The sequence below is a fragment of the Agromyces subbeticus DSM 16689 genome, from assembly GCF_000421565.1.
GTDB lineage: Bacteria > Actinomycetota > Actinomycetes > Actinomycetales > Microbacteriaceae > Agromyces > Agromyces subbeticus.
Genome location: NZ_ATXG01000001.1, coordinates 72,769 through 97,654, shown reverse-complemented (window position 1 = coordinate 97,654; position 24,886 = coordinate 72,769). Strand labels below are relative to the sequence as shown.

The following is a 24,886-nucleotide window of genomic DNA, read 5'->3' as shown; positions in this document are numbered from 1 at the left end:
TGTCCGACTCCGTGGCGGCCTGAAACGAATCATTCGGCCGCGTGTCGCGCCTCGGTCGGCCCGGTCGAGCGGGAGCCGGCCGGGCGCGGCGGAGCGGAAGGTCAGTTCGATGCCCGGGCCTCCGTCACGGCCCCCCTGCGCCGACCCATGACCATCCAGCTCGCGCCGAGCAGCAGGAGCACTGCCGCCGCCGCGAGCCATGGCGCGGGGTCGAACCCGGTGTGCGCGATGACGTCGGTGGGCACGGTGACGCTGCCGCCGCCGCTCTCGGACACGAGCACGAGTTCGTGCGCTCCGGCGGGCACTCCTGGTGGCACCACGGCCTGCAACGCGACGACGCCGCGCTCGTCGGCGGTGGCGATTCCCAGCACGACCGGGTCGGAGTGCAACTCGACGCGCACCACGGCGCCGGGTCCGAAGCCGCTCGCCTCGACGAGCAGACGCATTCCCGGTTCCACCGCCAGGGTGCCGCTGGAACCACCGCGTTCGATCTCGCCGGCGCCGCCGACGTTGCCGGCGACATCGACCGTGCGCAACGACAATCGCGTCGGCTCGGCGTCGACCGCCACGAGGGCGGTGAGGCTCGAGTGCCAACTGCGGCCGTCGAGGGAGTATTCGACGCGGTCGACACCGGAACCCCCATCGGAACCGATGGCGGTGACGCGACCGGATTCCGTGAGGCGCGCCCACGCCGACGGCGCGGTGCCGTCGACCTTGAGCTCCACACGCTCGCCGACGCTGACGTTGCCGGCGAGATCGATCGCGCGGTACTCGAACGCCGTGACTCCCGCGGGCGGATGGATCGGCGCGGTGTAACGCTGCCAGTCGCCGCCCGCCAAACGGAACTCGACCCGGTCGATGCCGCTCTCATCGTCGGCCGCGGTGAGCTGCACGGTCGAGTCGCCGCGCAACCAGCCGTTGTCACCGGGATCGTTGAATTCGTGCGCGACCGCGGGAGCCGTGGTGTCGGGGATCACGATAGTGCCCGAGATCGACTGCACCGTTTCCACGTTGCCCGCCGCATCGGTCGAGGCGTACTCCACCGTGAACGCGCCGCCACGATCGAGCACGACGGACTCCCCTGCCTGCCATGCTCCGTCGCCGACTCGGTATCTCGTCGTCGCGACGCCGGAGGTGGCATCCTCTGCGCTGAACTCGATCGTTCCCGATCCGGTCGCGGTGTCGCCGTCGAAGCCGTCGCCGAAGACGGCCTCAGTGACCGGGGCCATGGTGTCGATCTTCACGGTCAACTCGCGCTCATCGCTGCGATTGCCCGAGGCATCCGTCGCCCGATATCTCAGCGAAGTGCTGCCCTCCGCATCGAAGGCGAACGGGCCGTCGACCTCGGTGAAGTTCTCGTCTCCGACGGCCGCTTCGACGCCGGGTTCGCCGGTCCGGTCGTCGCGCGCCTCGATGACGGCAGCCACCGGAGCCGAGCGATACCAGCCGGTCGAACGGTCGGGCGCCGCCGGGTCGAGGGTCGCAGTGACCTGGGGTGCGGTGACATCGGCCGCGACTGGGAGCGTCCAGACGTCGGCGATCGACGGATCGTAGAAGCCGTGATCGTCGAGGTTCTCGAACTTCACCCGAACCGGCCCGTCGGGGGCGTGCCCGGCGTCGACGACGAGTTCGTAGGTCTCGGTGCCGACACCGCCCGTGTGGCTGAAGAGTCGCTCGGCCACCTCGACGCCGTCGACGTAGACCTTGTACTTCTTCGTCTGCGCCCGGTCGTACGTCTCAGTCACGCGGAGCACGAACGGCTCACCCTCGACGACGGCCGCGTCGAACTCGAAGTACGAGAAGTCGGTCAGGTGACCCGCGTACCGGCGGGTGAGTCCCGCCTCGGTATTCGTGCCCGACGAGCTCGACGCGGTGAGCCCGTGCGCCTGCTCGGACGCCGAATCGCCGAGGTCGACATGGTCGTACCCGGCAGGCGGGCTCGTGATCGGCTCGAGTCCGACGGTGAGCACGGTCGACGCCTGCGCGAACGTCACCCCGTCATGGGCGAACACTGCCGAGAGTTCGACGTCGTTCGGTGCGCGATCGGTGCCGAGTGGCACGAACACCGGCACCTCGAGCTGGGCGGATGCCCCGGGCGCCACGATCACCGTCTCACCGGGCAGCGGCACGACCCAGCCATCGGGCACGGTCGCCTCGATCCGACCGACGGCCGGCTGCTCACCCGCGTTGACGACGATCGCGCGGAGCGCGGTCGCGCCGCCGGGGAAGACGGTCGCGGGCTCAGCCTGCACCGTCATCGTGACCGGCGAGTCGACGACGATCGACAGGGCAGCGGATGTCTCGACACGCTGCTTCTCGAAGGTGTACCCGAAGCTCACGGTCGCCGGAACCGGACCCGGCACCTGATCGGCGGGCACCTGCAGCCCGAGGTCGACGGAGCCGGTCTCGTCGGCCTTCAGCCGTTCAGCGAGCTCTGTCGCTTCGGGCATCGCCGCCCAGCCATCCGCGAGGCCGGTGACCTGCGCGGTGACCGCATCGATCGCCGCGACCGAACCATTCCTGGCCGTGCCGGTGATCGTGATCGGTGCGCCCGGCTTGTAGCCGGGAGCGTCGTTCGCGACGGCGACCGAGATGCCGAGCAGCCCCGTGAGGGTCGCATTGGTCACCGAACGCACCGTGCCGGCGCGTTCGCCGAGTGCCGGAACGGCGTCGGCGAGCGCGGCGATCCACGCGTCGATAGCGTCGAGCTCCTCGAGCACGCGGGCGAGGCCCTTCGCGACCTGCGCCGGCGTGCCGTCGCCCGCCGAGGCGTAGGCGGACTCCGCACGGTCGCGCGTCGCCTCGATGAGCTCGGCCAGTTCGGCGAACTGCCCGGCACCGAGGTGACCGGCATCGCGCTCTATCTCGGCCTGCGACTGCAGGGCGTCGATCGCGTCGAGAATCGCACCGACCGAACCCGCGGTGGGGTCGACGTCGAAGGCGTAGTCACCGGAACCGATCGTGACGACGACCTCGCCGTCGACCAGCTCGACGGAGCGTACCCCGTCGACGACGTCGTCGAGGGGCTCGCCGCCTTCGGTCACGGCCCACACGTTCGACGCGGGCAGCCGCACCGTCGCGGTCGAACCGACCGGCACATGCGTCTCGAGCGAGAGTCGCTCCCCCTGCTTCTTCCAGTCGACGCTGATCGGGCCGAACGGAGTCGGCGTCGTCGCCTTCGCCCAGTCGAGCTGATCGGTCACCCGCGGGGCGATGCTCACGTCGCGGTAGCCCGTCAGTTCCGAACTCCGGATGCCGGCGACGTCGTGGAAGAACCAGTCGTCGACCGTGCCGAGGAAGTAGTGCCCGCGCGATCGTGCCTCGAGCGCCCAGTGCTCCCACATGGTGGTGGCGCCGTTCTCGATCATGAAGCCCCAGCTCGGGTACTCGGTCTGCACGGCAACGCGGAAGGCGAGATCCTCGTAGCCGTACTTCGTCAGCATCGGCAGCAGGTACTTCGACCCGATCGTTCCGGTGTTGAGCTTGTCGCCCTTCTCCGTGACGTCGGCGGCGAGGCTCGCCGCCACGCGTTCGGCAGTCGCCTCATCGGGGGTGAGCCCGAACGCGAGGGCGAGGGCGTTGTGCGTCTGGCGGTAGCCGCGATCGCCGGAGCCGCGGTAGAGGCCGGCGTCGACGTCGAGGAACTGGGTGTTGAACGCCTCCTTCACGGTCTCGGCCTGGGTCGCAAAGTGGGCTGCGTCGCCGGGCTGCCCCAGCAGCGACGCGGTCTTCTCCATCGACACGAGCATCGTGTAGAGGTAGGCGGTCCCGCTCACTCGCGCGTCCTCCGGAGCGTTGCCGCCGGCCGGGCTCGCCTCGGGACTCACCCAGTCGCCGAGCCTGTTCTCGCGCACGAGGCCGTTGTTCGAGCGATCGAACTCGAGATCGACGTACGCCTTCATGCCGTCGTAGTACTGCTCGAGCACGCGCACGTCGCCGCCGTACTGGTACAGCCACCACGGAATCAGCACGTACGCCGAGTGCCACACCGGTGCGACGCCCCATTGCCCCCACTGGCCCGAGCTCGGCGCGATGACGAGCGGTGCACCCGCTGCGTCGCGGCTGTCGTTGATGTCGCCGATCCACTTCTCGAACAGGTTCTGCGTGTCGAGGTTCATGAGGAACATCTCGGCGCCGACGGCGGCGTCGCCCGTCCACCCGTTCTTCTCGAACATCGGGGTGTCGGTCGGGATGCTGTGGATGTTGTTCAGCATCGTGTCGACGACCGCGCGGTGGGTCTGGTTCATGATCGCGTTCGCGCTCTCGAACGAACCGGTCTCCGCGGCATCCGTGTGCAGCACCTCGGCGACGAACGCCTCGGCCGGCGGGGCCGAATCACCCGGCCAGCCCGTGACCTCGATGTACTGGAAGCCCTTGTACGAGAATCGGCCCGCCCAGGTCTCGGGCTCGTCGGTGCCGGCGAGAATGAACCGGTCGGTCTGGAAGCCGTTCGCGAAACCGCCGTTGTTCGAGAAGTTCGGGCGGCCGTTCTCGAGGAGTTTCTCCCCGTACTGCGCACGAATCGTGGTGCCCGCCTCGCCCTCGGCCGTGAACTCGACCGTGCCGGCGATCACCCTGGGGAACTTCACGACGTAGACGCCATCGACGACCTCGTCGACGGACTCCGCCTCGAGGCGTTCGGTGATGCGGATCGGCTGCTGCTGCTGGTTGATGAGCGTGCCGGCGGGGCCGGCGACCTCGCTCGAGGCCACCCAGTCGCCGTCGTCGAACCCGACGGTGTCGAATCCGGACTGCACGCGATTCGCGTCGTAGGTCTCGCCCCCGAAGAGGTCGTCGAGCAGGGTCGGGCCGTCGTGGAGGTTCCACGTGCGGTCGGAGACGATGTCTTCACTCGTGCCGTCGGTGTACTCGATGCGCAGGAGCACGCGACCGACGGGCTCGTCGTGGAAGGGCGGCTTCTGCCAGTTCCAGACGTTGGGATTCGTCATGCCGTAGAAGCCGCGACCGAGCTCCATGCCGAGTGCGTTGTCACCCGGTGCGAGCTGATCGGTGAGGTCGGTGACGGTGTACTGGGCGTGATCGTCGTAGTCGGTGAACCCCGGCGAGAGGATCTCGTCGTTGATCGGCGCGCCGTTCAGGCTCAGGTTGGCGTAGCCGCCCGCCGCGACGTAGATCTTCGCCGTGGCGACGGCGCGATCGACCGTGAACTCCTTGCGCAGCAACGGTGCCGCCGCAGTGGGCTCGACGGGAAGTCGCACGCCGGCGCCCCATGGGCCGGTGCCGTACACCGCCTGCACGCGGGCCGGAGCCCACGCGGAGTCGTCGAAGTCCGGCTCCTCGAACCCGGCCGGGATGACCTTCGAGGCCTTCCACGCGGCATCCGTGCGGAAGAGCTGCTCGGACCCGTCGGCGTAGGCGACGCGGATCACGGCGAGGAGCCCGGCCGGGGAGCCCGGACCGTTCGTCGTGCGCACCGCGAAGACGTTGTCGTCGTCCTCGAGATCGACGCGGAATCGCTTCGAGCCCTGCCACTCGTTCGTCGCGCCTTCGGTCTGGCCGATGAGCGCGCCGTTGACCCACAGCTTGAACGAGTCGTCGGCGGTCAGGATGATCTCGGCCTTCACAGCCTCCGTGCCGCTCGGCGTCTCGAGCGTGGTTCGGAATGCGCGGTCCTCGGCCGGTGCGACCGGTGCGCCCGCCTCGGGGGTCCAGATCCAGTTCGCGCCGTCGAAGGTCAGGACGTCGCCACCGGCGTCGAGCTCGGGAATCGTGACCCGCCCGCCGTAGACGCCGTTCCGGTACAGGAAGTTCGCCTGGGCGTTCTGCCACGTCGAGTCGTCGAACTCGGCGAGATTCCATCCGCTCGGGGCATCCGCAGCGCTCGAGATGAGCGAACTGAAGCCGCTGTTCGTGACCACCTGCTCGGTCGTGCCGTCGGTGTAGCCGATGCGGAGCGAGGCGAGTACCCCGCCGTTCTGGCTCGTGCCGGGCGTGGTCAGCGCGAAGGCGAGCGCGTTCTCGCCGGGAACGGTCGAGAGGTTCACGACGCGCGCCGTCTGCCAGTCGTTGTTGCCGCCGGTGTTGGCCGTGACCTTCGTGCCGTTCCAGTACGCGTCGACCTGCTGGTCGCCGGTCATGGCGAGTTGCGCCCAAGCGACCTCCTTCGTCTCGGAGACGGTGACGGTCGTGCGGAAGAGCGTCGACGGGATCGGGTTGGCGGCGGAGGGGGTGCCGATCGGCGGGATGATCCAGGACGCCGTGTCGAAGGAATTGCGGGTGTCGGCCGACGGCTGCACCGGCACGGTCACCTGCTCGCCCCACGGGCTGCCGCCGTAGGGCGCTCGTGCGGTCGCGGCCACCCAGCCGGAGGTGTCGTAGCCCTTCGCCTGCCAGCCGGTCTTCGCCGATTCGCTCGAGAGCCAGCTCCCGTCGGTCACGATCTCCTGCACGCTGCCGTCGGTGAATCGAACGACGAGCTTGCCGACGACCGCGCCGTACGCCTTGGCGGCGTTGTCGAGCCGCACGGCGAGCACGTTCTCGCCGAGGAGCGGGAACGCCTGCACCCGGGTCGCGGTCTTCCAGGCGTCGGAGACCGAGGCGCCGCTCGCGATCTGCGTGCCGTTCAGGTGCGCCGAGAACCCCATGTCACCCGACATCACGAATTCCGCGCGGTCGACGATCTTGTCGCTCGGCAGGTCGAAGGTCTTCCTGAAGTATCCGGGCGGAGTGTTGCCGCCCGGATACGGGGGGTGGATCCAGCTCGCGCCGGCGAGCGAGAGCTCCATGCCGGTCGTGCTCTGCGGTCGGTCCCGCCCGATCCAGGCGCTGCCCGCCCAGTCGTCTTCGGCGAAGAGGCCGGTGCTGAAGGTCGACCCGGCGCTCGCCTCCCCGACGTTCGTCTCGACGTCGACCTGCCACCGGTAGTCGGTCGCAGGCGCGAGGCGCTCGCCGCCGAACTCGACCGCTGTCGACTCGGCGGACGCCACGACGCCGCTGTCCCAGACGGCGTCGTCGTCGATGTCGGCGCCGGCCGGCGCGACGCGCAGACGGTACGACGTCTGCTCCACGTCGCGCTCGTCACTCTCGACGACCCACGAGAAGCGGGGCTTCTCGACATCGATGCCGAGCGGCTCCGAGCGGTTCTCGACCTCGAGCGTCGACAGGGCGAGCCCCGGCGCCGCGGCGGCGGCCGGAGCTGCAGACGCCGGCTCCGCCGGAGCGATCGTGGCACTGAGCCCGCTCACGGCGAGGCCGATGCCGAGCACCGCGGCGATGACCGCGGTGCCACGCCGGCGAAGACGAGAACGGAAGGGAGAGGTACCAGGCACGAGCGGTTGTCCAATCATCAAACGGGGAGAAACGGGGCGACCGCGGCCTATCGGAGGTCGCCCGGAACAGAGTCGCCGCGGCGGCGGCGAACGACGAGCAGCACGAGCCCGCCGAGGGCGACGAGGCCGCCGAGCACCAGCAACGGTGTCGCGTCGACTCCGCTCGTCGCAAGATCGGACGTGCCCCCGTCGCCAGTGGTCGGTGCACCCGGCTTCACACCGGGATCACCGGATCCAGCACCGGGACCGCCGGGGTCACCGGGACCGCCGGGGTCACCGGGACCGCCCGGGTCACCGGGACCTGCCTCGGACACCTCGATGCTGACCGATGCGGACGCTTCGCCCACCGTCGCGGTGATCACGTGCGGGCTGGCGTGGGTGAACGTGACCCGGTCACCGGCGATCACGTCGCCCGGCTGGTCGCTCGTCAACACGGCCTCGGTCGTGAGATCCCCGAGATCGTTGCCGAACGCGTCGTCACCGGTGACGCTGATCCGAACGCTGCCGCCCACCGTCGACGTCAGCGAATCCGCTGACACCTTCAGCTCGGCAGCAGGCGCCGGTGCGACGACCAATGCGAGTTCTCGGCTGCTCGTGCCTGCCGCCGAGTCCATCCGAATCGTGAACGTCGTCGAGTCGGCAACCGTCGAGGTGCCGGCCAACTCCCCCGTGATCCGGTCGAGTGCGAAGCCGGCCGGGAGAGCGCCATCCGTCACGGTGTACCGCGCGCCATCCGTTCCCGCGGCACCCAATGGGGTCGAGTACGCGACGCCGGCGACCGCTGCAGGAAGCGAATCCAGCAATTGCGGCGCGGCGGCGCCGACCGCGACGGGCAGCCGGTCGAAGGCGAGCAGTCCGACATCGCGCGACGTTCGAATCATCGGGCCCGAGCCGTAGTGGGAGAGGTAGGAGATCGTGCCTTGGGCACCGATCGCTCCCGTCAGCGTGACGAGGAGCTTCCCTCCGTCGACGTACGTCACGTCCTTCACCCGCGCTGCGGAACCGCGCAGGACGAAGTCGCCCTTCGAGTTGATCGCAGCGTCGACGGTCAGAGCATCGGTCGTCGAGTCGAGCTGGATCGTGAATTCGGTGCTCGATGCGGATGACGCAGCCGCGGCGACCGGGTCGGGAGCGGCCACTCCATCATTCGGGCCTTCGTACAGATCGCGAAGCAGCACGGAAGTGGCCTGTTCGCCGAGCTTCTCATAGCCGTCCTGATATCCGAAGTGGCACCCGTCGTGGTTCGACAATCCGGTGGTGGAGAGCACCGTCACGCCGAGCGTGCGCGAGAGGTTCCGCTGCGCCTCGCGAAGGCCGATGTCGTCTTCGCGGGCGGCATCTCCGGCGCCACTGCACGAGCCTCGGATCTGGAATGCGTAGTACTTCGACCCGTCTGCCAGGTTCGAGCCCAGCTCGCTCTTCCAATCCTCGAGCAGCGACGTGAAGCCTGCGATGTGGGTGGCGGTGTCGCCGTACTCGGCCTGGCCCTGGTACCAGAGCACCGCTTTCACGTCCGCGAGCACGCCCGCGGCCTCGAGTCGCTCGCGGAGCCGGCCGTAGTTCGTGCCGGCATCGTTGGAATCGGCATCGTTGCGCTGGAAGAACCCGATCCGCTGGCCACCGTGCGCACCGTTGAAGATCGCGACCGGCACCTGCAGCTCCTGCGAGAGGATGCCGCCCATGCGCATGCCCCACTGACCGACCATTCCCGCATTGGTGACCTCGCCCTTGTTCGGCGACGTCATGTCGCCGTAGGCGTACTGCCAGGCGCGGTTGCCGCGAGACGTGTCGGAATTCCACGACGTCGTGCCGAACGAGCGCACCCATGGTGATTGGTTGCCGGTACTGGAATCCGAACCGTTCTCCCAGGCAGCGGCTTCCGCATTCGACTGGCCCTGGATCACGAAGACATCGCCCGAGACGACGTGCGTCCAGCGCCCGACCTCGCGCCAGTCGCCGTCGACCTGCGCCTCCAAGAGGAAGTCGTAGTCGTGCAGGCCCGCCGTGATGCGGGTGTCGAAGGAGAACGACGACTCCGAGCTCTCCTGCTGCACGGTCTCGCCCTCGCTGGTCGACGACAACCGCACGGAATCCACGGCGGCATCCGCGGCGCCCGCGATCAGCACGTTCGCGCCGTTGTCGGCGTCGCGCGCGATCAGTTGCCGATCCTGCGGCGCATCGGTCAGGGTGACCACCGCAGGACGCGCGAACACCGTCAGGGTGCGACTCGAGAAATCGCCGGCGTTCGCGGCGAAGGTCCAGTCCGCCTCGGTCGGTCCGCCTGCCGGGGCGTCGCCGAGGCCGACCGCGAGGGCTCCGGGGCCGGTGAAGTTGTTGACCGCCATGATGGTGCGCGGCGTCTCGTCATCCCCGGGTTGCTCATTCACGCGGTGGATCTGGAAGGAGCCGTGCCACCCGGTGATCGGCTGGTCATCGGCGTCGTATCGCCCGCTCGTCGCGCCCTGCACCTGACCGCTGCGGTGGGTCAGGTAGGTGTTCGGCCAGTGCTCGAGCCACCCGGTGAGGTTCTCACCGGTCGCCACGCCGGCGACGTTCGAGGCGACGTCGAGATCGGTGACGCGCTGCTGCGAGACCTGCCCCGGAATGGTGTGCAGACCGAGCAGGCTCGGATCGTCGGTGAACGAATCCATCCCCGCCCAGGCCCACCGATCGCCGGTGCCGCCGGCCGTCTCGAGGCAGTACCCCACTCGGTCGAAACCGTTCTGCACGGCGTCGAGACCGTCGAAGGCGTAGTCCGGGCGCCTGCCCGGCCACGTCGAGTCGACGCCGAGCTGCAGCTGCAGCACCGGCTGCTGACCATCGGCCACGGCGGCCGAGTCGCACGAGGTCGGTGCTGCGGATTCGCCGGGCGTGCCGGTGTCCGTCGTCGTCCAGGTGACGTCGTCGATCTGGAAGTGCGGCACCCAGAGCCGCGAGGTGCCGGGCGCACGGAACCCGATCTCGAGGCGGCTCACCGCGGTGCGCGGCGCCCAGTCGGAGACGTCGAGGGCCAGCGTGTTCCACGCATCGGGCGTGATCGGGAAGGTGTCGGTGAGTTCGTCGCCATCGGCGCCGGTCAGGGTGATCGTGGCCTCGTAGGTGGTGCTTCCGCCCAACCCGCCCCACGAGTCGAGCTGCGCCACCAGCTCGGTCGCCTCGCTGAGATCGAGCGGATGCGGCGGCTCGACGAACACCGATCGCATCGTGTCCGCGGGGACGGCGGCCGACAACGCATCCATCACCCGCTTTCCGGAGAACGGCGTCTTCGGACCGTTCGCGAAGCTGCGGGCCCACTCCACGGCTCCGACGCCCGAACCGGCCCGCCAGCCCTGGAATCCGTCTTCGAAGTCGTAGATCGAGAACGTCTTGGTCGCCGGCGAGGCGATGAGCGGCAGCGAGATGCTGTTGGCGATGGCCTGCTGACCCGCGACGTTGGCGTGCGTGCCGTCGCCCGTGTCGTACGGCGGGAAGATGATGTTCGGGCTCGCCCGATCCTTCAGCACCTCATCGAAGTCGAGCACGCCGTCGCACGTGCCGCTGCAGTCGCCCGACTCCCTGACGAAGGCGTTGACGGCGCTCCGCACGGCGTTCTGCGGGGCGGTGTACGAGGGTCGCGGGGTGATCGGGGTGACGTACACCTTGATTCCGGCGTCTCTGAGCTTGGCGAAGATGTCCTGATAGCTCGCGAGAATCGTCGCGCTGCTGCAGTTGTTCGACAGATCGTTCGTGCCGTAGTAGAAGATGACCGCGGTCACTCCGTGCAGCGCGAGCACATCGCGTTCCAAACGGTTGACGCCGTCGTTGCCGCCGCCTGCGCAGCTCGGTGCACTGGTCGTGCCGGCGATGCCCGCGTTGGCGACGGCGTACTGCGCATCGGCCGGGAGCTCGCTGTTGATGCGACGCGCCAACTCATCCGACCAGCGACGATCCGTGCCGGTCCTGGTGCATCCTGGTCCGCAGTTCTGGCTGCCCTCGCCGTCGACCACCGAGCTGCCGTACGGCACGACCGTGCCGAGCAGCTCGGTGTTGTGCACGTCGACGGCGCTCACGAGGTAGGTCCAGGCCATCTTCTCGGCGAACGGTGCGCCGGATGCGTCGGTGGTCTGGTTGCCCGATCCCGCGGCGGAGACGTAGTTGTCGCGGTACGGGTAGCTGTGCAGGCTCGGCACCGTCGGCGCCTTGAGGTACATGCTCACCGCGATGTCGTCCTGCGCCATCGTCTCGAGCTCGACGGAGTCGCTCCAGACCTCGCCGCCCGCCGGAATGGTCACGCTGGGCAGGCCGGCGAACGCCAGGGGGCGGTTCGTGCCATCCACCGTCGCCGCGCCCGCCGCACTCACCGCGACGGCCGCCGCATCGATCGTGATCGGCGCGGTGCCGTACTGGTTCTGGAGGCGGATCCGAACCGCGTCACCGCCCTGGCTCAGGTGCGTGATCATGCGGAAGGTCTGATTCGTGAACGTGTTGCCGGACCGTCGGTCCTGCGACTGCGCCCACGAGGTGAACCAATCGTCGTCCGCCGCGGCCGGGTCGGCCGCGTTGACGGCCGAGGCCACCCCGCGGTCGACAGCGGCCGGAGCGAGCGCAGCTGCCGGCGCGGTGGTACCGAGCACGGCGAAGCCGGCCAGGAGCGTCGAGGCGAGTACGACCGATACGAGCGGCCGGATGAAGGAGGGAGTCGTGAAGCGCACTGCATTCCAATCGTCGTTGATGGAGCGAACGTCTCTACAGCACCTATCGATTCGTCTCCTGCACTCGTGCCTCGTTCCGACGGCTGCGACGGACGAGCAGCAGCACGAGGCCACTGAGCGCCGCGAAGCCGCCGAGCACCAGCATCGGTGCCGCGTCGAACCCGGTCTTCGCCATGTCGGACGTGCTGCCGGCGCCGGTGTCGCTGCCCGCGCCCGGCGCGACACCGTTCGCGGTGACGCTCAGGGCGAATCGCACATCGCTGCCCGACTCCGAGCCGAGCAGCACGATCTCGTGGGCGCCGAGCGCCGAGGTCGTCGGCACCGTCACGGTCGCCGCGAACGTGCCGGCTTCGTCGACGACCACCGAGTCGAGCAGCACCGGATCGGAGTGCAGCTCGATGCGGACCGTCTCACCCGGAGCGAATCCGGCGCCCGTGACGCCGACGGTGTCGCCAGGCTTGACCGCATCCGCCGAGATGGTTCCGCCGACGAGCACGACCGCGAGCTCCTCGCTCCGGTGCCCGGCGCCATCCGTCACCCGCACGCGCAGCTCTTGCGAGTGCGTGCCGATCGTGACCGGGCCGGCGTAGCCGGTCCATTCGTCGGCGCCATCGGCCGCGTACTCGATGAGGGTGATTCCGGATGCCGCATCACTGCCGCCGAGCGTGAGCAGGCGCTGCGCCGAGAGCTCGACGGGAGAGACCGTGGGCGCCTCGCCGTCGGCCCGCACGGTCACGTCGCCCTGCACGCTCGCATTGCCGGCCTTGTCGCTCACGCGGTACTCGAACAGCGTCACGCCGTCGTCGACCGGGACCGGCGCGGTGTAGGCCTGCCACGCGGCGCCGTTCAGGCGGTACTCGACCGCGGCGAGTCCGCTGTCGTCGTCGGAGGCGAGCAGCGAGACTCGCGCGTTCTCCACGAGCCATCCGCCGGTGCCCGGTGTGCCTGAGACCTTCGCCTCGACCGCGGGAACTGCCGTGTCGGCGCGCACCGGTTCGCTCGCGATCGCCGAGACGTTACCGGCGACATCCTTCGCCCGGTACTCGAGCGCGTACTCGCCGTGCGGCAGTTCGATCGGGCCGGCGGCGGTCTGCCATGCAGCACCGCCGGTGCGGTACTCGATCGCCGCGACGCCACTCGTGGCGTCCGTCGCCGACAGCGTGGCCGTCGAGCCGAGCGGGAGCCAGCCGTCGGCAGTCGCCGGCGGCGTGATCGCGATCGCGGCGACGGGGGCCGCCTGGTCGATTCGCACCGGCACGGATGCCTCGGCGCTCGTGTTGCCAGCGGCATCCGTCGCCCGGAAGCTCACCTCGTGCACGCCGTCGTCACCGATCGCGACCGGCTCCGTGTAGGCGAGGAACTCCGCTCCGTCGACCGAGTACTCGATCTGGACGGCGCCCGGGCGGTTGTCCTGTGCGCTCAGTTCGACGGTGGCGGCACCGCGCGCCCAGCCCTCTGCACCGGTGACCGCCGTGCCGACCGAAGCGGAGACGACCGGAGCCTGGGCATCGGGTGCGACGGGCAGGATCCAGACATCGGCGACCGAGGGGTCGTAGAGTTGCTGGCCCGTCTGCGTCTTCTGCATGCGCACGGTCACCGACGTCGCGTCGGTGAGCGCCGGGTCGTCGACGAGCACCTGGTAGTCCATGGTGCCGACCGTGTTCTCGGTGCGCACGATCGTGCGGTTGTCGACGACGGTGCCGTCGACCGTGATGATGTAGTCCTTCGTCTGCGCCTTGTCGTAGGTCTCGCGTGCCCGGATCAGGAACGGTTGCCCCTGCTCGATGGCGACGTCGAACTCGAAGTACGAGCCGGGCGTCGTGACACCGGAGTAGCGGCGGGTCAGGCCCGCCTCGTTGGGCGCGGTGCCCGAGCTCGACGACGCCGCGATGCCGTGCTGCGCCTCGGAGAAGGAGTGACCGAGGTCGACGTGGTCGATCACGCTGACGGGCAGCACGTGCACGTCGGCGATCGACGGGTCGCCCTTTGCGTTGTCGGCGCCGCGCTGGAAGCGCAGTCGAACGGTTCCCGAAGCGCTGATCTCAGCGTCGTCGACCGTGAAGGAGTAGCCGACGACGCCCGGGCCGCTGGTGTGCTCGCGCGAGTGCACGGGCACACCGTTGGCCGAGATGGAGTACTGCTTGGTCGACGTCGAGCCGTAGGTCTCGACGAGCTCGACCGCGAACGGCTTGCCGGGCTCGACCGCGACGTCGAACTCGAACCACGAGCCCGGCACCCCGCCGTGCGAGTAGCGCCGACTGAGGCCGGCTTCGGTGCTCGTGCTGGAGCTCGGGTGGGCGGTGAGCTTGTGAGCGGTCTCGGATGCCGCGGCGCCGAGATCGACGTGGTCGTACTGGGCCGTGTCGAACGTGGGCACGAGGGTTGCCGAGCCAGTCGCCATCACGACATCGCCGCGCACCGCGGTGAGCGGCAGTTCGACGCGGTAGGCGCTCACGGTGATGGGCACCGCGACGTCGAGCACGAAGTCGAGCGTCGCGCCCGCCGGCACCAGTTGCTGGGCCGAACGCGGGGCACCGTTCCAGCCTGTGGGCACGGATGCCTCGACGGCGGTGAACACCGGCGATTCGCCGCTGTTGGTGACCGGCACGGTGACCGTGGCGAGGCCGTCGGCGGAGGCCGGGGTCGGGGTGACCACGGGGGTGCCGATGGTCAGCGGCGAGCTGAGCGCGAAGCTGGTCGTCGCGACGCTGAGCAGTTCGTCGTCACCGCGCACGAAGACGGTGGTGGCTCGCAGCGATCCCTCGTCGCCGGGTTCGGCGTCGTCGGGAACGGTCACCTCGAACGCGAGTGCGGTGGTGGCGCCGGGGGCGATCTCGGGTTCGAGTTCAGCCGAATCCGGTGTCAGGGTCCATCCCTCGGCCGCGACGATCGCCGCCGTGACGTCGTGCAGCGGCACGGTCGACGCGTTGTGCACGTCGAGTTCGACGGCAACGGTGCTGCCTGGGGTGGCGATCTCGGAGATCACGCGCAGTTCGGTGCTCACGCCGGCGATCGAGGCGACCGCGTCGCTCAGCGCGGCGCGGAGTGCGTCGATGCGCGTGCTGAGCGCCTGCTCGGTTGCCCCATCGTGCTCGTGCGCGCCGATCGTCGACTCGAGTTCCTCGACGCCGTGGATCATGGCGGCGAGGCTCGCGACGGCCTCGTCGAGGTCGCCGTCGCCCAACTGCTCGATGGCCTCGAGCGCGATGGCGGTGAGTTCTTCGACGGAGTCGCGGATGTCGCCCGCCTGCTCGCTCGTCAGGTCACCGGCCGCCTGCAGCTCTGCGACCGTCGCGGTCGTCTTCTCCAGCTCATCGAGGATCGCGCCCAGTTCGAGCACGTCGCCGTCGACCGCGAAGGAGTAGGTGCCGGAGCCGACCTCGAGCGAGGTGCTGCCGGCCTCGGAGCCCCCGAGGGTCACGCCCGGTGCATCCGTCACCGCTTGGCCGCTCTCGGTGATGGCCCACGGGGTTCCCGACGGAAGCACGACGGTGGCGGTGGTGTTCTCCGGAATCGTGACGTCGAGCGTGAAGTCCGTGCCGTTCTGCTTCCAATCGGTGGCGATCGTGCCGTAGACCGACTCGTAGGACCCGGTGGCGGAGCTGAGGCCTCCGCCGGGCTTCGGCGCGATGACCGAGTGCTTGTAGCCGGGGCTGCCGTTGGAGATCGCGCCGATGTTGCGGTACATCCAGTCGCCGATGGCGCCGTAGGCGTAGTGGTTGAAGGAGTTCATGCTCACGTCGCCGAAGCTGCCGTCGGGCTTGATCGAATCCCAGCGCTCCCACATGGTGGTCGCGCCCATGGCGACCTCGTAGCCCCACGAGGGGAAGGTGTCGTTCATCAGCAGCCGGTAGGCCTCGTCGAGATGATCGCTCTCGCTGAGCGCGGGAACCAGCCACGGGGTGCCGAGGAAGCCGGTGGCGAGATGGAAATCGCGGCGCTCGAGGGTCTCGAGGAACTGTGCGGCGACCGCTTCGCGCTGCGCGGCCGGAACCAGTTTCATGCCGAGTGCGACGGCATAGCCGGCCTGGCTGTCGCCGGAGATGGTGCCGTCGTCGGCGATGAAGCGGTCGGCGAAGACCTCGGCCCCACGGTCGGCCAGCTCGGCGTAGTGCTCGGCATCGCCGTCTTCACCGATCGCTTCGGCCATCTCACTCATGAGCTGCGCGACGTAGGCGTAGTAGGCGGTGCCGAGCACGTCACCGGGCGTCGGGTCGTCGAGGTTCAGCCAGTCGGCGTAGCTCGAGCCGCGCACCATCGTCGGATAGCTCGTGGCGAGGTAGTCCATGTACTTCGTCATCGAGGCGTAGCCCTCGCGGATCTGCTTGGTGCTGCCGTAGCTCTGCCACAGCACCCACGGCACCGTGATGCCGGCATCCGACCAGCCCGTGCCGCCGCCGCAGCAGGCGAGATTGCCCGTGTATGGCGCGACGCCGTGGTAATCGCCGTTGGCGGCCTGCCCATCCTGCAGGTCGACCAGCCACTTCGACAGGAAGTTCAGCGAGTCCATGTTGAACGACGCAGTGGGAGCGAAGACGTTGATGTCGCCGCTCCAGCCCATGCGCTCGTCGCGAGCGGGCGTGTCGGTGGGAATGGAGAGGAAGTTGCCGCGCTGGCCCCAGGTGATGTTGCTCTGCAGCTGGTTGAGCATGGCGCTCGATGTGGAGAGCTCGCCGATGAAGTCGAGGTCGGAACCCCAGACGACGCCGGTGACGTCGGCGAGTTCGGGCGCAGCAGTCACCCCGGTGATTTCGATGTAGCGGAAGCCGTGGAAGGTGAACTTCGGCTCGTACTCGACCGTGCCGTCGGCGGCGAAGGTGTAGTAGTCGGTCGCCTTGGCGCTGCGGAGGTTCGCGACGTACACGGTGCCGTCGGGGTTGAGTTCTTCCGCATAACGGATGCGCACCGTGCTGCCGGCAAGCCCGGTGAGCTTCATGTTCGCAACGCCCACCATGTTCTGCCCGACGTCGTAGACGTGGGCGCCCGGGGTGGGTTCGGTGCGCTCGAGTGCGGGGCGCGTGCCAGTGACGCGCACGGGCTCCTCGGTCTGGGGCTCGAGCTTCTCGGTCTCGGAAGGGGCGACCCAGGGAGTGCTCCACCCGCTGTCGTCGTAGCCGTTGGCGTTCCAGCCGGCACGGGAGTTGGCGGCCTTGTACGACTCGCCGTCGATGAGGTCGGCTGCGGCGTACGGTCCGCTGGCGGTCTTCCAGGTGTCGTCGCTCGCGATGATCTCGTGGCTGCCATCGGTGTAGTCGACGCGCAGCTGAGCGATCAGCGAGTTGCGATCGCCGTAGTTGTGGTTGCCGACGTGGGCGAGCCGGCCCGAGTACCAGCCCGGAGCGAGCATGGCCCCGATCGTGTTCTCGCCGGCTGCGATCTGGTCGGTGACGTCGTAGGTCTGGAAGGCGATGCGCGAGTGGTAGTCGGTCCATCCCGGCGCGAGCTCGAGGTCGCCGACTTTGGCGCCGTTGAGGCTGAGCTCGTAGATGCCGCGCGCGGTGGCGTAGACACGGACCCGGTCGACGGTCTTGTCGGCGTCGACCGTGAACTCCTTGCGGAGCAGCGGCTGATCGGTGTTCTGGGCGACCAGGAAGTCCTTGTTGCCGCTGACCTCGAGGCCGCCGGCGACGAGCGTTCCGCCGGCCAAGGGATTCCCGGTGCTGAAGTCGGTGTCGAGCAACGTCGCGGTGGGCGTCGTCACGGCGAGCGAATGCACGACGACTGATTCGAGCGCGGTCGTGCTGGCGCTCGTGCGGAAGCCGATGTAGCCCTTCGCGAAGCTCGAGTCCGTGCGGGTGTCGACCAGCACGTCGTTGATGCGGGTCTCGATCGTCGACCCGGTGACGGTGATCGCGACCGTGGCACGCTGCTTCAGCACGTCAGCCGCGAGGCCGCGCTCGGTCAGCCTGACCTCGGGTGTCGTGCTGTAGCCGCCGTTCGTCTTCTCGTGCGGCCGCAGGCGCGGAACGCCGGGCATCTCGTCGTTCAGCTGCCACATGTAGGCGTTGCCGTTCGAGCCGCTGCTTACTCCGGTGCCGCGGAAGTACACGCCGAAGGCGGTTCCGGGCTTGAGCGTGACGTCGGCCGTGACCGTGTAGTCCGTCCATCGGGCCAGCTCGCCGGCGGGGTCCGGTCCGCCGATCCAGTCGCCCGCCCACTCGCTGTTGTCGAGGATCCCGGTCTCGAACCAGCTCGGGGCGCTCCAGTCCGACTCCTCGCCGGCGCCGTCCCACACCCTGACCTGCCAGTGGTAGCGGGTCTGCGACTCGAGCGCCGGACCCCCGTAGGCCACTTCGACCGACTGGTCGGACTCGACCTTGCCCGAGTCCCACACCGTGGACCCGTCGAGCCCGTCGATGCTCGTGGCGACTCGCACCTGGTAGGCGCTCTGCACGACGCCGCGGGCGTCGTCATCCGCGTCGAGCCGCCAGCTGAGACCCGGCGCCTCGCCGCCGATGCCGAGCGGGGTCGCGCGGTTGTCGGTCTTGAGCGTGCCGACCGCGATGCCGTCGGCCGCACCGGCGGCGAGCGCGGTGACCCCGTCGGTGAGCACGAGGGCGAGCGCGAGTGCCGAGGCAGCTGCGATGGCGCCGAGACGGGCGAAGCCGAATCGGCCGGAGCCGGATCCGCCGGACTGAGCGGCCGGGAGTGTGGTGTCGGTGTGCACGGGGTGGGTTCCAATCGCCGTTGCAGAGGAGGGGTCTGGGTGGAGTGGGCGGCGCACGGGGCGCCGGTGGCCGTCGGTCACGATGTCGGGGCCATGGGCGCTGCGCCGTTCGCGTGCCGGCGGCGGCGGATGATGACGAGCGCGGCGCCCGCGGCCGCGAGCAGCAGTCCCAGCGTCAACGCGGGCGCGACGACGGCACCGGTCGTCGCGATGCCGCCGGGGAGGATCACGGTGTCGGGGTCGACGGTGATCGCGAACGAGATCGTCGATTCGGGATCCTCGCCCGTGAGCACGATGTGGTGCTCACCCGTCGCGGTGTCGCTCGGGATCGTGACTGAGGTGCTGAACGCACCGGCGTCGTCGGCGACGGCCTGGCCGAGGCGAACGGGCTCCGAACGCAACTCGATCGTGACGGTCTCACCGGGCGCGAAGCCCTCGCCGGTCACCGTGATGGTGTCGCCCGGCTTGGCGGCGGCCTGCGAGAGCGAACCGCCGACGACCGTGCGGGTTCCGGCCGCTCCGACGTTGCCGGCGACGTCGGAGGCGCGGAACTCGATCGAGTGCGCGCGGTTGTCGAGCACGACCGCGCCGGTGTAGCGCGTCCATTCCTCCGCGTCGTCGAGGCGGAACTCGATGCGATCGACTCCCGAACCCTCGTCGGTGCCGATGAGAGTGAGTGCGCGGCCCTTCATGCTCGCGCCGACCTCGGGCCGCGTACTGTCGACCTGGATCGTCTCGATCATGGTCTCGCCGACGTTGCCGACCGCATCGCTCGCCCGGAACCGCAGCTCGCTGATGCCCTCGGGCATGCCGATCGCCTCCGTGTACGGCGTCCACGCTCCGGTGCCGGTCGCGTACTCGACCGCGCCGATGCCGCTTTCGGCGTCGGATGCTGCGAGCTCGACCGTGGGCGAGACGAGATGCCAGCCGCTCGCTGCGGGTTCCGAGCTGCGCTCGGCGGTCACGATCGGGCCGACACCGTCGACGGCGAACTCCGCCGAGGTCACCGCACCGCCGTTGCCGGAGATGTCGCGGGCACGGTACTCGATGACCGTCGAGCCGAGCGGAAGCCCGATCGCGCTCGTGTACGCGGTCCAGGCGCCGGCGCCGAGGCGGTACTCGATCGCGGCGACACCGCTGCCCGCATCGCTCGCCGTGATGTCGAGGGTGGTGCCCGAGGCCAGCCAGCCGCCGACGGCATCGGCGCTGACGGTGTGGGCGGCAGCCGGTGCGGTGGCATCGATGCGCACCGTGGCCTGCTTCGCTTCGCTCACGTTGCCCGCGGCATCCGTCGCCCGGTACTCGATGGCGGTCTCGCCCTCCTCCTCGATCGTGAAGGGAGCGGTGTAGCCCGTCCACTGGGCGCCGTCGATGCGGTACTCGCTCGTCACCGTGCCCTGGCGTTCGTCGCTCGCGGTGAGCGAGACATCGACCGCACCGGTGAACCAGCCGCCGTTGCCGCGAGCGCCATGAGCGAGCGCCTCGAGCGCGACGCTCGGTGCCAGCTGATCGGCCGCGACCGGGAGCGACCAGAGGTCGGCGAGCGAGGCGTCGTAGTTGCGCCCGGTCTCGTTGTTCTGGAAGCGGATGCGGACCGTGCCGGTCTCGGTCAGGGCCACGTCGTCGACGACGAACTGGTAGGCGACGGTGCCGAGTCCACCGGTGTGCTCGTAGAACCGCTGGTGCACGAGCTCGCCGTTGACGAAGACGTCGTACTCCTTCGTCTGCGCGCGGTCGAACGTCTCGATCGTGCGCACCAGGAACGGCTCGCCGGGCGTGACCGCGAGATCGAACTCGAAGAACCCGTCGGGGTCCTCGCGGTTCGCGTAGCGACGGGTGAGACCCGCCTCGGTGTTCGTGCCCGATCGAGCAGAGGCCGTCAGGGCGTGCGCCGTCTCCGAGGCGGTGTTGCCGAGATCGACGTGATCGAATGCGCCCGTCACTGCGGGCAGCGCCACGGCGACCGTGCCGCTCGCGGTGCCGTAGACGACCTCGCCGCTGACGACCGAGACACTGACCGCGTTCGCTCCGGCGGTGGTGGCGAGCGGCACGACCACGTCGACGCCGAGCACCGAAGTGCTGCCGGCCGCGATGACCGTCTGCTCGCCGAGCACCGGCGTCGCGCCGTCGAACCCGCCCCTGGCCGACGCCATGACGTCGCGCGCCGAGTCGTTGACGACGTCGACGCTCAGGCGAACGACGTTCTCGGGAGCGGCCGTCGACGGGGTCGCCGTCAGGTTCGCCACGACGAGCGGGGAGTCGACCATGAGCGGTACCGACACCGGAATGCTCGCCGCCGTGCCCTCGAAGGTGTAGTCGAGCACAGCCTTTACGGTGACGGCGCCGCTCTTCTGGCGCTCGGGAACGAGGGCGGTGTAGCTGCCCGCGAGCGATGCCCCGGCGCCGAGCCCCCCGAGTTCGACGGCACTCGGCTCGAAGACCCAGCCATCCTGCGCGCTCGGGGTCAACGTCACGCCTTCCACGCCGAGCTCACCCGTACTCGAGACCCGTGCCGGGATCGCCACCGTCTCGCCCGGGAAGGCGCTCTGCAGTGGCGTCTCGAGCACCGCCGTGACTCCCAGCAGGCCGGCCGAGAGCGAACCGAGCTCCGAGCGGATGTCGCTCAGCGCCCCCTGCAGCGCGGCGCGCGCCGGCTCAACCGCGGCATCGGCCGTCTCGTCGGCCGCCGACAGCTCGCCGAGCGCCGCGTGCACCGCGGAGGCGCTCTGCGCGAGCTCCCCGGCCGTGTAGTGCTCGAGGCCGCTCGCCGCGAGGGTGGTCAGCGCTTCGCCCGCTGCGGTGAGTGCGGCGGCCGCGTCGCCGCCGATCTCGCTCTCGACGTCGTCGACGATGCCGTGCAGCGCCTCGATCGCGGCGATCAGGTCGCCGAACCGGCCGCGGTCGGCGTCGACCGTGAACTCGTAGCGGCCCGAGCCCACCTCGATGCTCGCGGTGCCCGCCTCGACGCTCAGCGAGTGCACGCCGTCGGCATCCGCTGCGGCGACGCCCGACTCCAGCACGGCGAGCGTGTTGCCCGCGGGCAGTTCGACGGTGGCAGTGGTGTTGGCCGGCACCTCGACCGTGAGCGCGAGTCCGTCGTCGGTCAGCTTCCAGTCGGAGGAGATGTGCCCGTACACCGAGTCGTAGCCGACCTTCGCGTACTGCAGCCCGCCGCCGGGAGTCGGCGCGATCAGCGTCTTCTTGTAGCCGGGCTCGAGCTGCTGGATGCCGCCGATCGTGCGGTACATCCAGTTGCCGACGGCGCCCGGGGCGAAGTGGTTGAAGGAGTTCATCGCCAGGTCGCCGAAGCTGCCGTCTTCGCGGATCGAGTCCCAGCGCTCCCACATGGTGGTGGCGCCGCGGTCGATCTGGAAGCCCCACGAGGGGTAGCTGCGGTTGAGCAGCAATTGATACGCGACATCCGACTGCCCGCCGGCACTGAGCGCCGGAAGCAGGTTGAAGGTGCCGAGGAAGCCGGTGGCGAGATGGCCGCCACGGGCCGCGACGGCAGCCGCCAGGTGTTCGCCCGCTTCGTCGATCAGGTCGTCGGGCACGAGGCCGAACGCGATGCTCGAGGTGTACGCCGTCTGGCTGTCACCCGCGATGCTGCCGTCGTCCGCGATGAATTCGTCCTGATAGGCGGCCCGAATCGTGTCGAACAGCGCGCGGTAGCGGGCGGCGTCCCCCGGTCGGTCGATCGCCTCGGCCATCTGCGCCATGAGGTTCACGCTCTGGGCGTAGAACGCCGTGCCGAGCAGGTCGGCGGGCGTCGGGTCACCGAGGTTCAGCCAGTCGCCCCACGTGCCGTACCCGGGGCGGATGCCGGTGGGTGCGATGCCCTCGAGGTAGTCGATGTAGTCGACCATCGAGTCGTAGTTCTCCTCGATCACATCGGTGTCGCCGTAGCTCTGCCAGAGGGTCCACGGCACCGTGATGCCGGCGTCGGCCCACCCGGTGGAGCCGCCGCCGCACGAGGAGTGCACGGCGGGGTTCTTGCAGAACTGCGGGGCGACCTCGGGGTACGCACCATTCGGCAGCTGCGCATCGCGCATGTCGCTCATCCACTTGGTGAGGAAGGTCTGCGAGTCCATGTTGAAGGTCGCGGTGCTGGCGAAGACGTTGATGTCGCCAGTCCAGCCGAGTCGCTCGTCACGAGCGGGGGTGTCGGTCGGGATCGACAGCCAGTTGCCGCGCTGCCCCCAGACGATGTTCGACTGCAGCTGGTTGACCATGCTGTCGGAGGTCTCGAAAGTGCTGCTGAACTCGGCATCGGTGTTCATCACGAGGCCCGTCACCGCAGCGGTCGTCGGCGGTGCGGAGAGACCGCTCAACTCGACGTACCGGAAGCCGTGGAACGTGAAGCGCGGCTCATAGCTGATCGTTCCGTCCGCCGCGAATGTGTAGGTGTCGGTGGCCTTGGCCGACCGCAGGTTCTCGGGGGCGATCGTGCCGTCGGCGTGCACGACCTCCGCGTGCCGCAGCGTCACGGTCTGCCCGGCGACGCCGCTGATCTGCAGGCGCACCTTGCCGACCATGTTCTGGCCGAGGTCGAAGACGTATCGGCCGGCCGTCGGCTCGGTCATGCTGAGCGGCACGACCTCCTGCGTCACTCGCACCGGCGGGTCGACCTGGGGAACCAGCGTCTCGGTGCCACCGTCGGCGACGACGACGTCGCTCCAGCCGCTCGGGCTGAACGTCGCGGTGTTCCACCCCTCCTGCTCGAGGCGGGCGTCATAGCTTTCGCCCATGAGCAGGTCGCTCGAGATGATCGGGCTCGGTGCACTCTGCCAGCTGTCGTCGGTGACGAAGGTCTCGCGAGTGCCGTCTTCGTAGTCGACCGACAATTGCGCGGTGACGCTCGGCAGCGAGCCGTACTGGCCCGGGCCGAACCAGCCGAGGTTGCCGGCGTACCAGCCGGGTCCGGCCATCACGCCGATCGCGTTGCCGCCCTGCTGGATCTGATCGGTGACGTCGTACGTCTGGTACTGCGTGCGGAGGTTGTAGTCGGTGAAGCCCGGCGCGAGCTCGTGATCGCCGACGCGCGCTCCGTTGAGGCTGAACTCGTAGACGCCCTGCGCGGATGCCGAGAGCCGGGCGCTCGCCACCGGCTTGTCGACGGTGAACTCGTCGCGCATCATCGGTGACGATGCTGCGCTGCGGATGACGGCGTTCGTGCCGCCGGCGACGACGACTCCCGAACCGGCGACGCTCGTGCCCGCCGTGAACGGGTTCACGTCGACCGCGAGGTCGGCGTCGAGCAGGGTCGCCTCTCCCGCGGTGGCTGAGACCCGGTGGATCGTGACCTGCTCGGCACCGCTCGTGCGGATGCCGAAGCCGCCGGTCGCGAAGCTCGAGTCGCTGCGCCGGTCGACCTGCACGTCGTTGACGAAGGTCGTGATCTGCGAGCCGGATGCCACGATGCGCAGTGTTCCGCGCTGCTTGAGCACGTCTGCGCCGAGCTCGGCCGGCAGCGGGATCTCGCCGAGAACGGCGTACGAACCGTTGGTGTTCTCGTGCGGGCGGAGCTTCGGCGTTCCCGCCGTCTCGTCGTTCAACTGCCACATGTAGGTGTTGCGCAAGGCGTCGTCGCCCCGGAAGTAGACCCCGAAGGCCGATCCCGGCTTGAGCGTGAAGTCGATCTCGGCCTCGAAGTCGCCCCACGGTGCCGGCGGCGCGACGCCGATCCACTCGGCCTCCCAGTCGTCGGTGGAGGCGAGGGCCGTCTCGAACCAGGCCGCCGCACTCCAGTCGGTGGATGCCCCATCGGCGGTCGTGACGCGCACCTGCCAGAAGTAGCGGGTGGACGGCTCGAGCGCGGCACCGTCGTAGGCGACGTCGATCGAGCGATCGGAGCCGACGACGCCGGAACTCCAGACGTCGTTCGAACCGAGCTCGTCGACCGAGGCCGCGACGCGAACCTCGTAACTCGACTGCATGACATCGCGTGCGGTGGAGGCGAGCTGCCAGCTGAAGCTCGGCTCGAGGGAGGTGATGCCGAGCGGGTTCACCGTGCTGTCGGTCTTCAGCGCCGTGACCTCGGCGGTCGCGGCCGCATACGCGGGAGTCATGGCGCCGTCGAACGCGACGAAGCCCGTCACGAGTGCGAACGCCAGAGCGGCCGACACGACCCGACGCGTGTCGAGCGCGTTGCGGCGCGGGCGCACACCGGTGAGGTTCGGCAGCGACATTGAGGTCTCCGGTCTCGTCTTTGAGAGGGCAGTGAAGTGTCACCCGCCGTT

The 24,886-nt window shown here is 69.4% G+C and carries 4 protein-coding genes; all 4 read right to left on the bottom strand.

Features of this window, described 5'->3' with window-relative positions; translation table 11 throughout:
* Nucleotides 1-101 precede the first annotated feature (101 nt).
* The 4 genes from H521_RS24760 to H521_RS24750 all read right to left on the bottom strand — a co-directional run bounded on the left by H521_RS24760 (nt 102) and on the right by H521_RS24750 (nt 24,835).
* Nucleotides 102-7,289, bottom strand: coding sequence for a family 78 glycoside hydrolase catalytic domain (locus tag H521_RS24760; RefSeq protein ID WP_156891224.1), 7,188 nt, complete (start codon nt 7,287-7,289; stop codon nt 102-104).
* Between the two features lie 47 nt (nt 7,290-7,336).
* Complete coding sequence (locus H521_RS25305; RefSeq protein ID WP_022891048.1) at nt 7,337-11,980, bottom strand: SGNH/GDSL hydrolase family protein; 4,644 nt, start codon at nt 11,978-11,980, stop codon at nt 7,337-7,339.
* Between the two features lie 43 nt (nt 11,981-12,023).
* Nucleotides 12,024-18,647, bottom strand: a complete 6,624-nt coding sequence (locus H521_RS24755; RefSeq protein WP_022891047.1) for a family 78 glycoside hydrolase catalytic domain — start codon at nt 18,645-18,647, stop codon at nt 12,024-12,026.
* Nucleotides 18,648-18,724: 77 nt separating this feature from the next.
* Nucleotides 18,725-24,835 (bottom strand): family 78 glycoside hydrolase catalytic domain, encoded by a 6,111-nt coding sequence (locus tag H521_RS24750; protein ID WP_022891046.1) that lies wholly within the window; start codon nt 24,833-24,835, stop codon nt 18,725-18,727.
* Nucleotides 24,836-24,886 lie beyond the last annotated feature (51 nt).

Bases quoted from the DNA above. Each gene is read 5' to 3' on its own strand.
- H521_RS24750 (WP_022891046.1), bottom strand. From the start codon at position 24,835: ATGTCGCTGCCGAACCTCACCGGTGTGCGCCCGCGCCGCAACGCGCTC.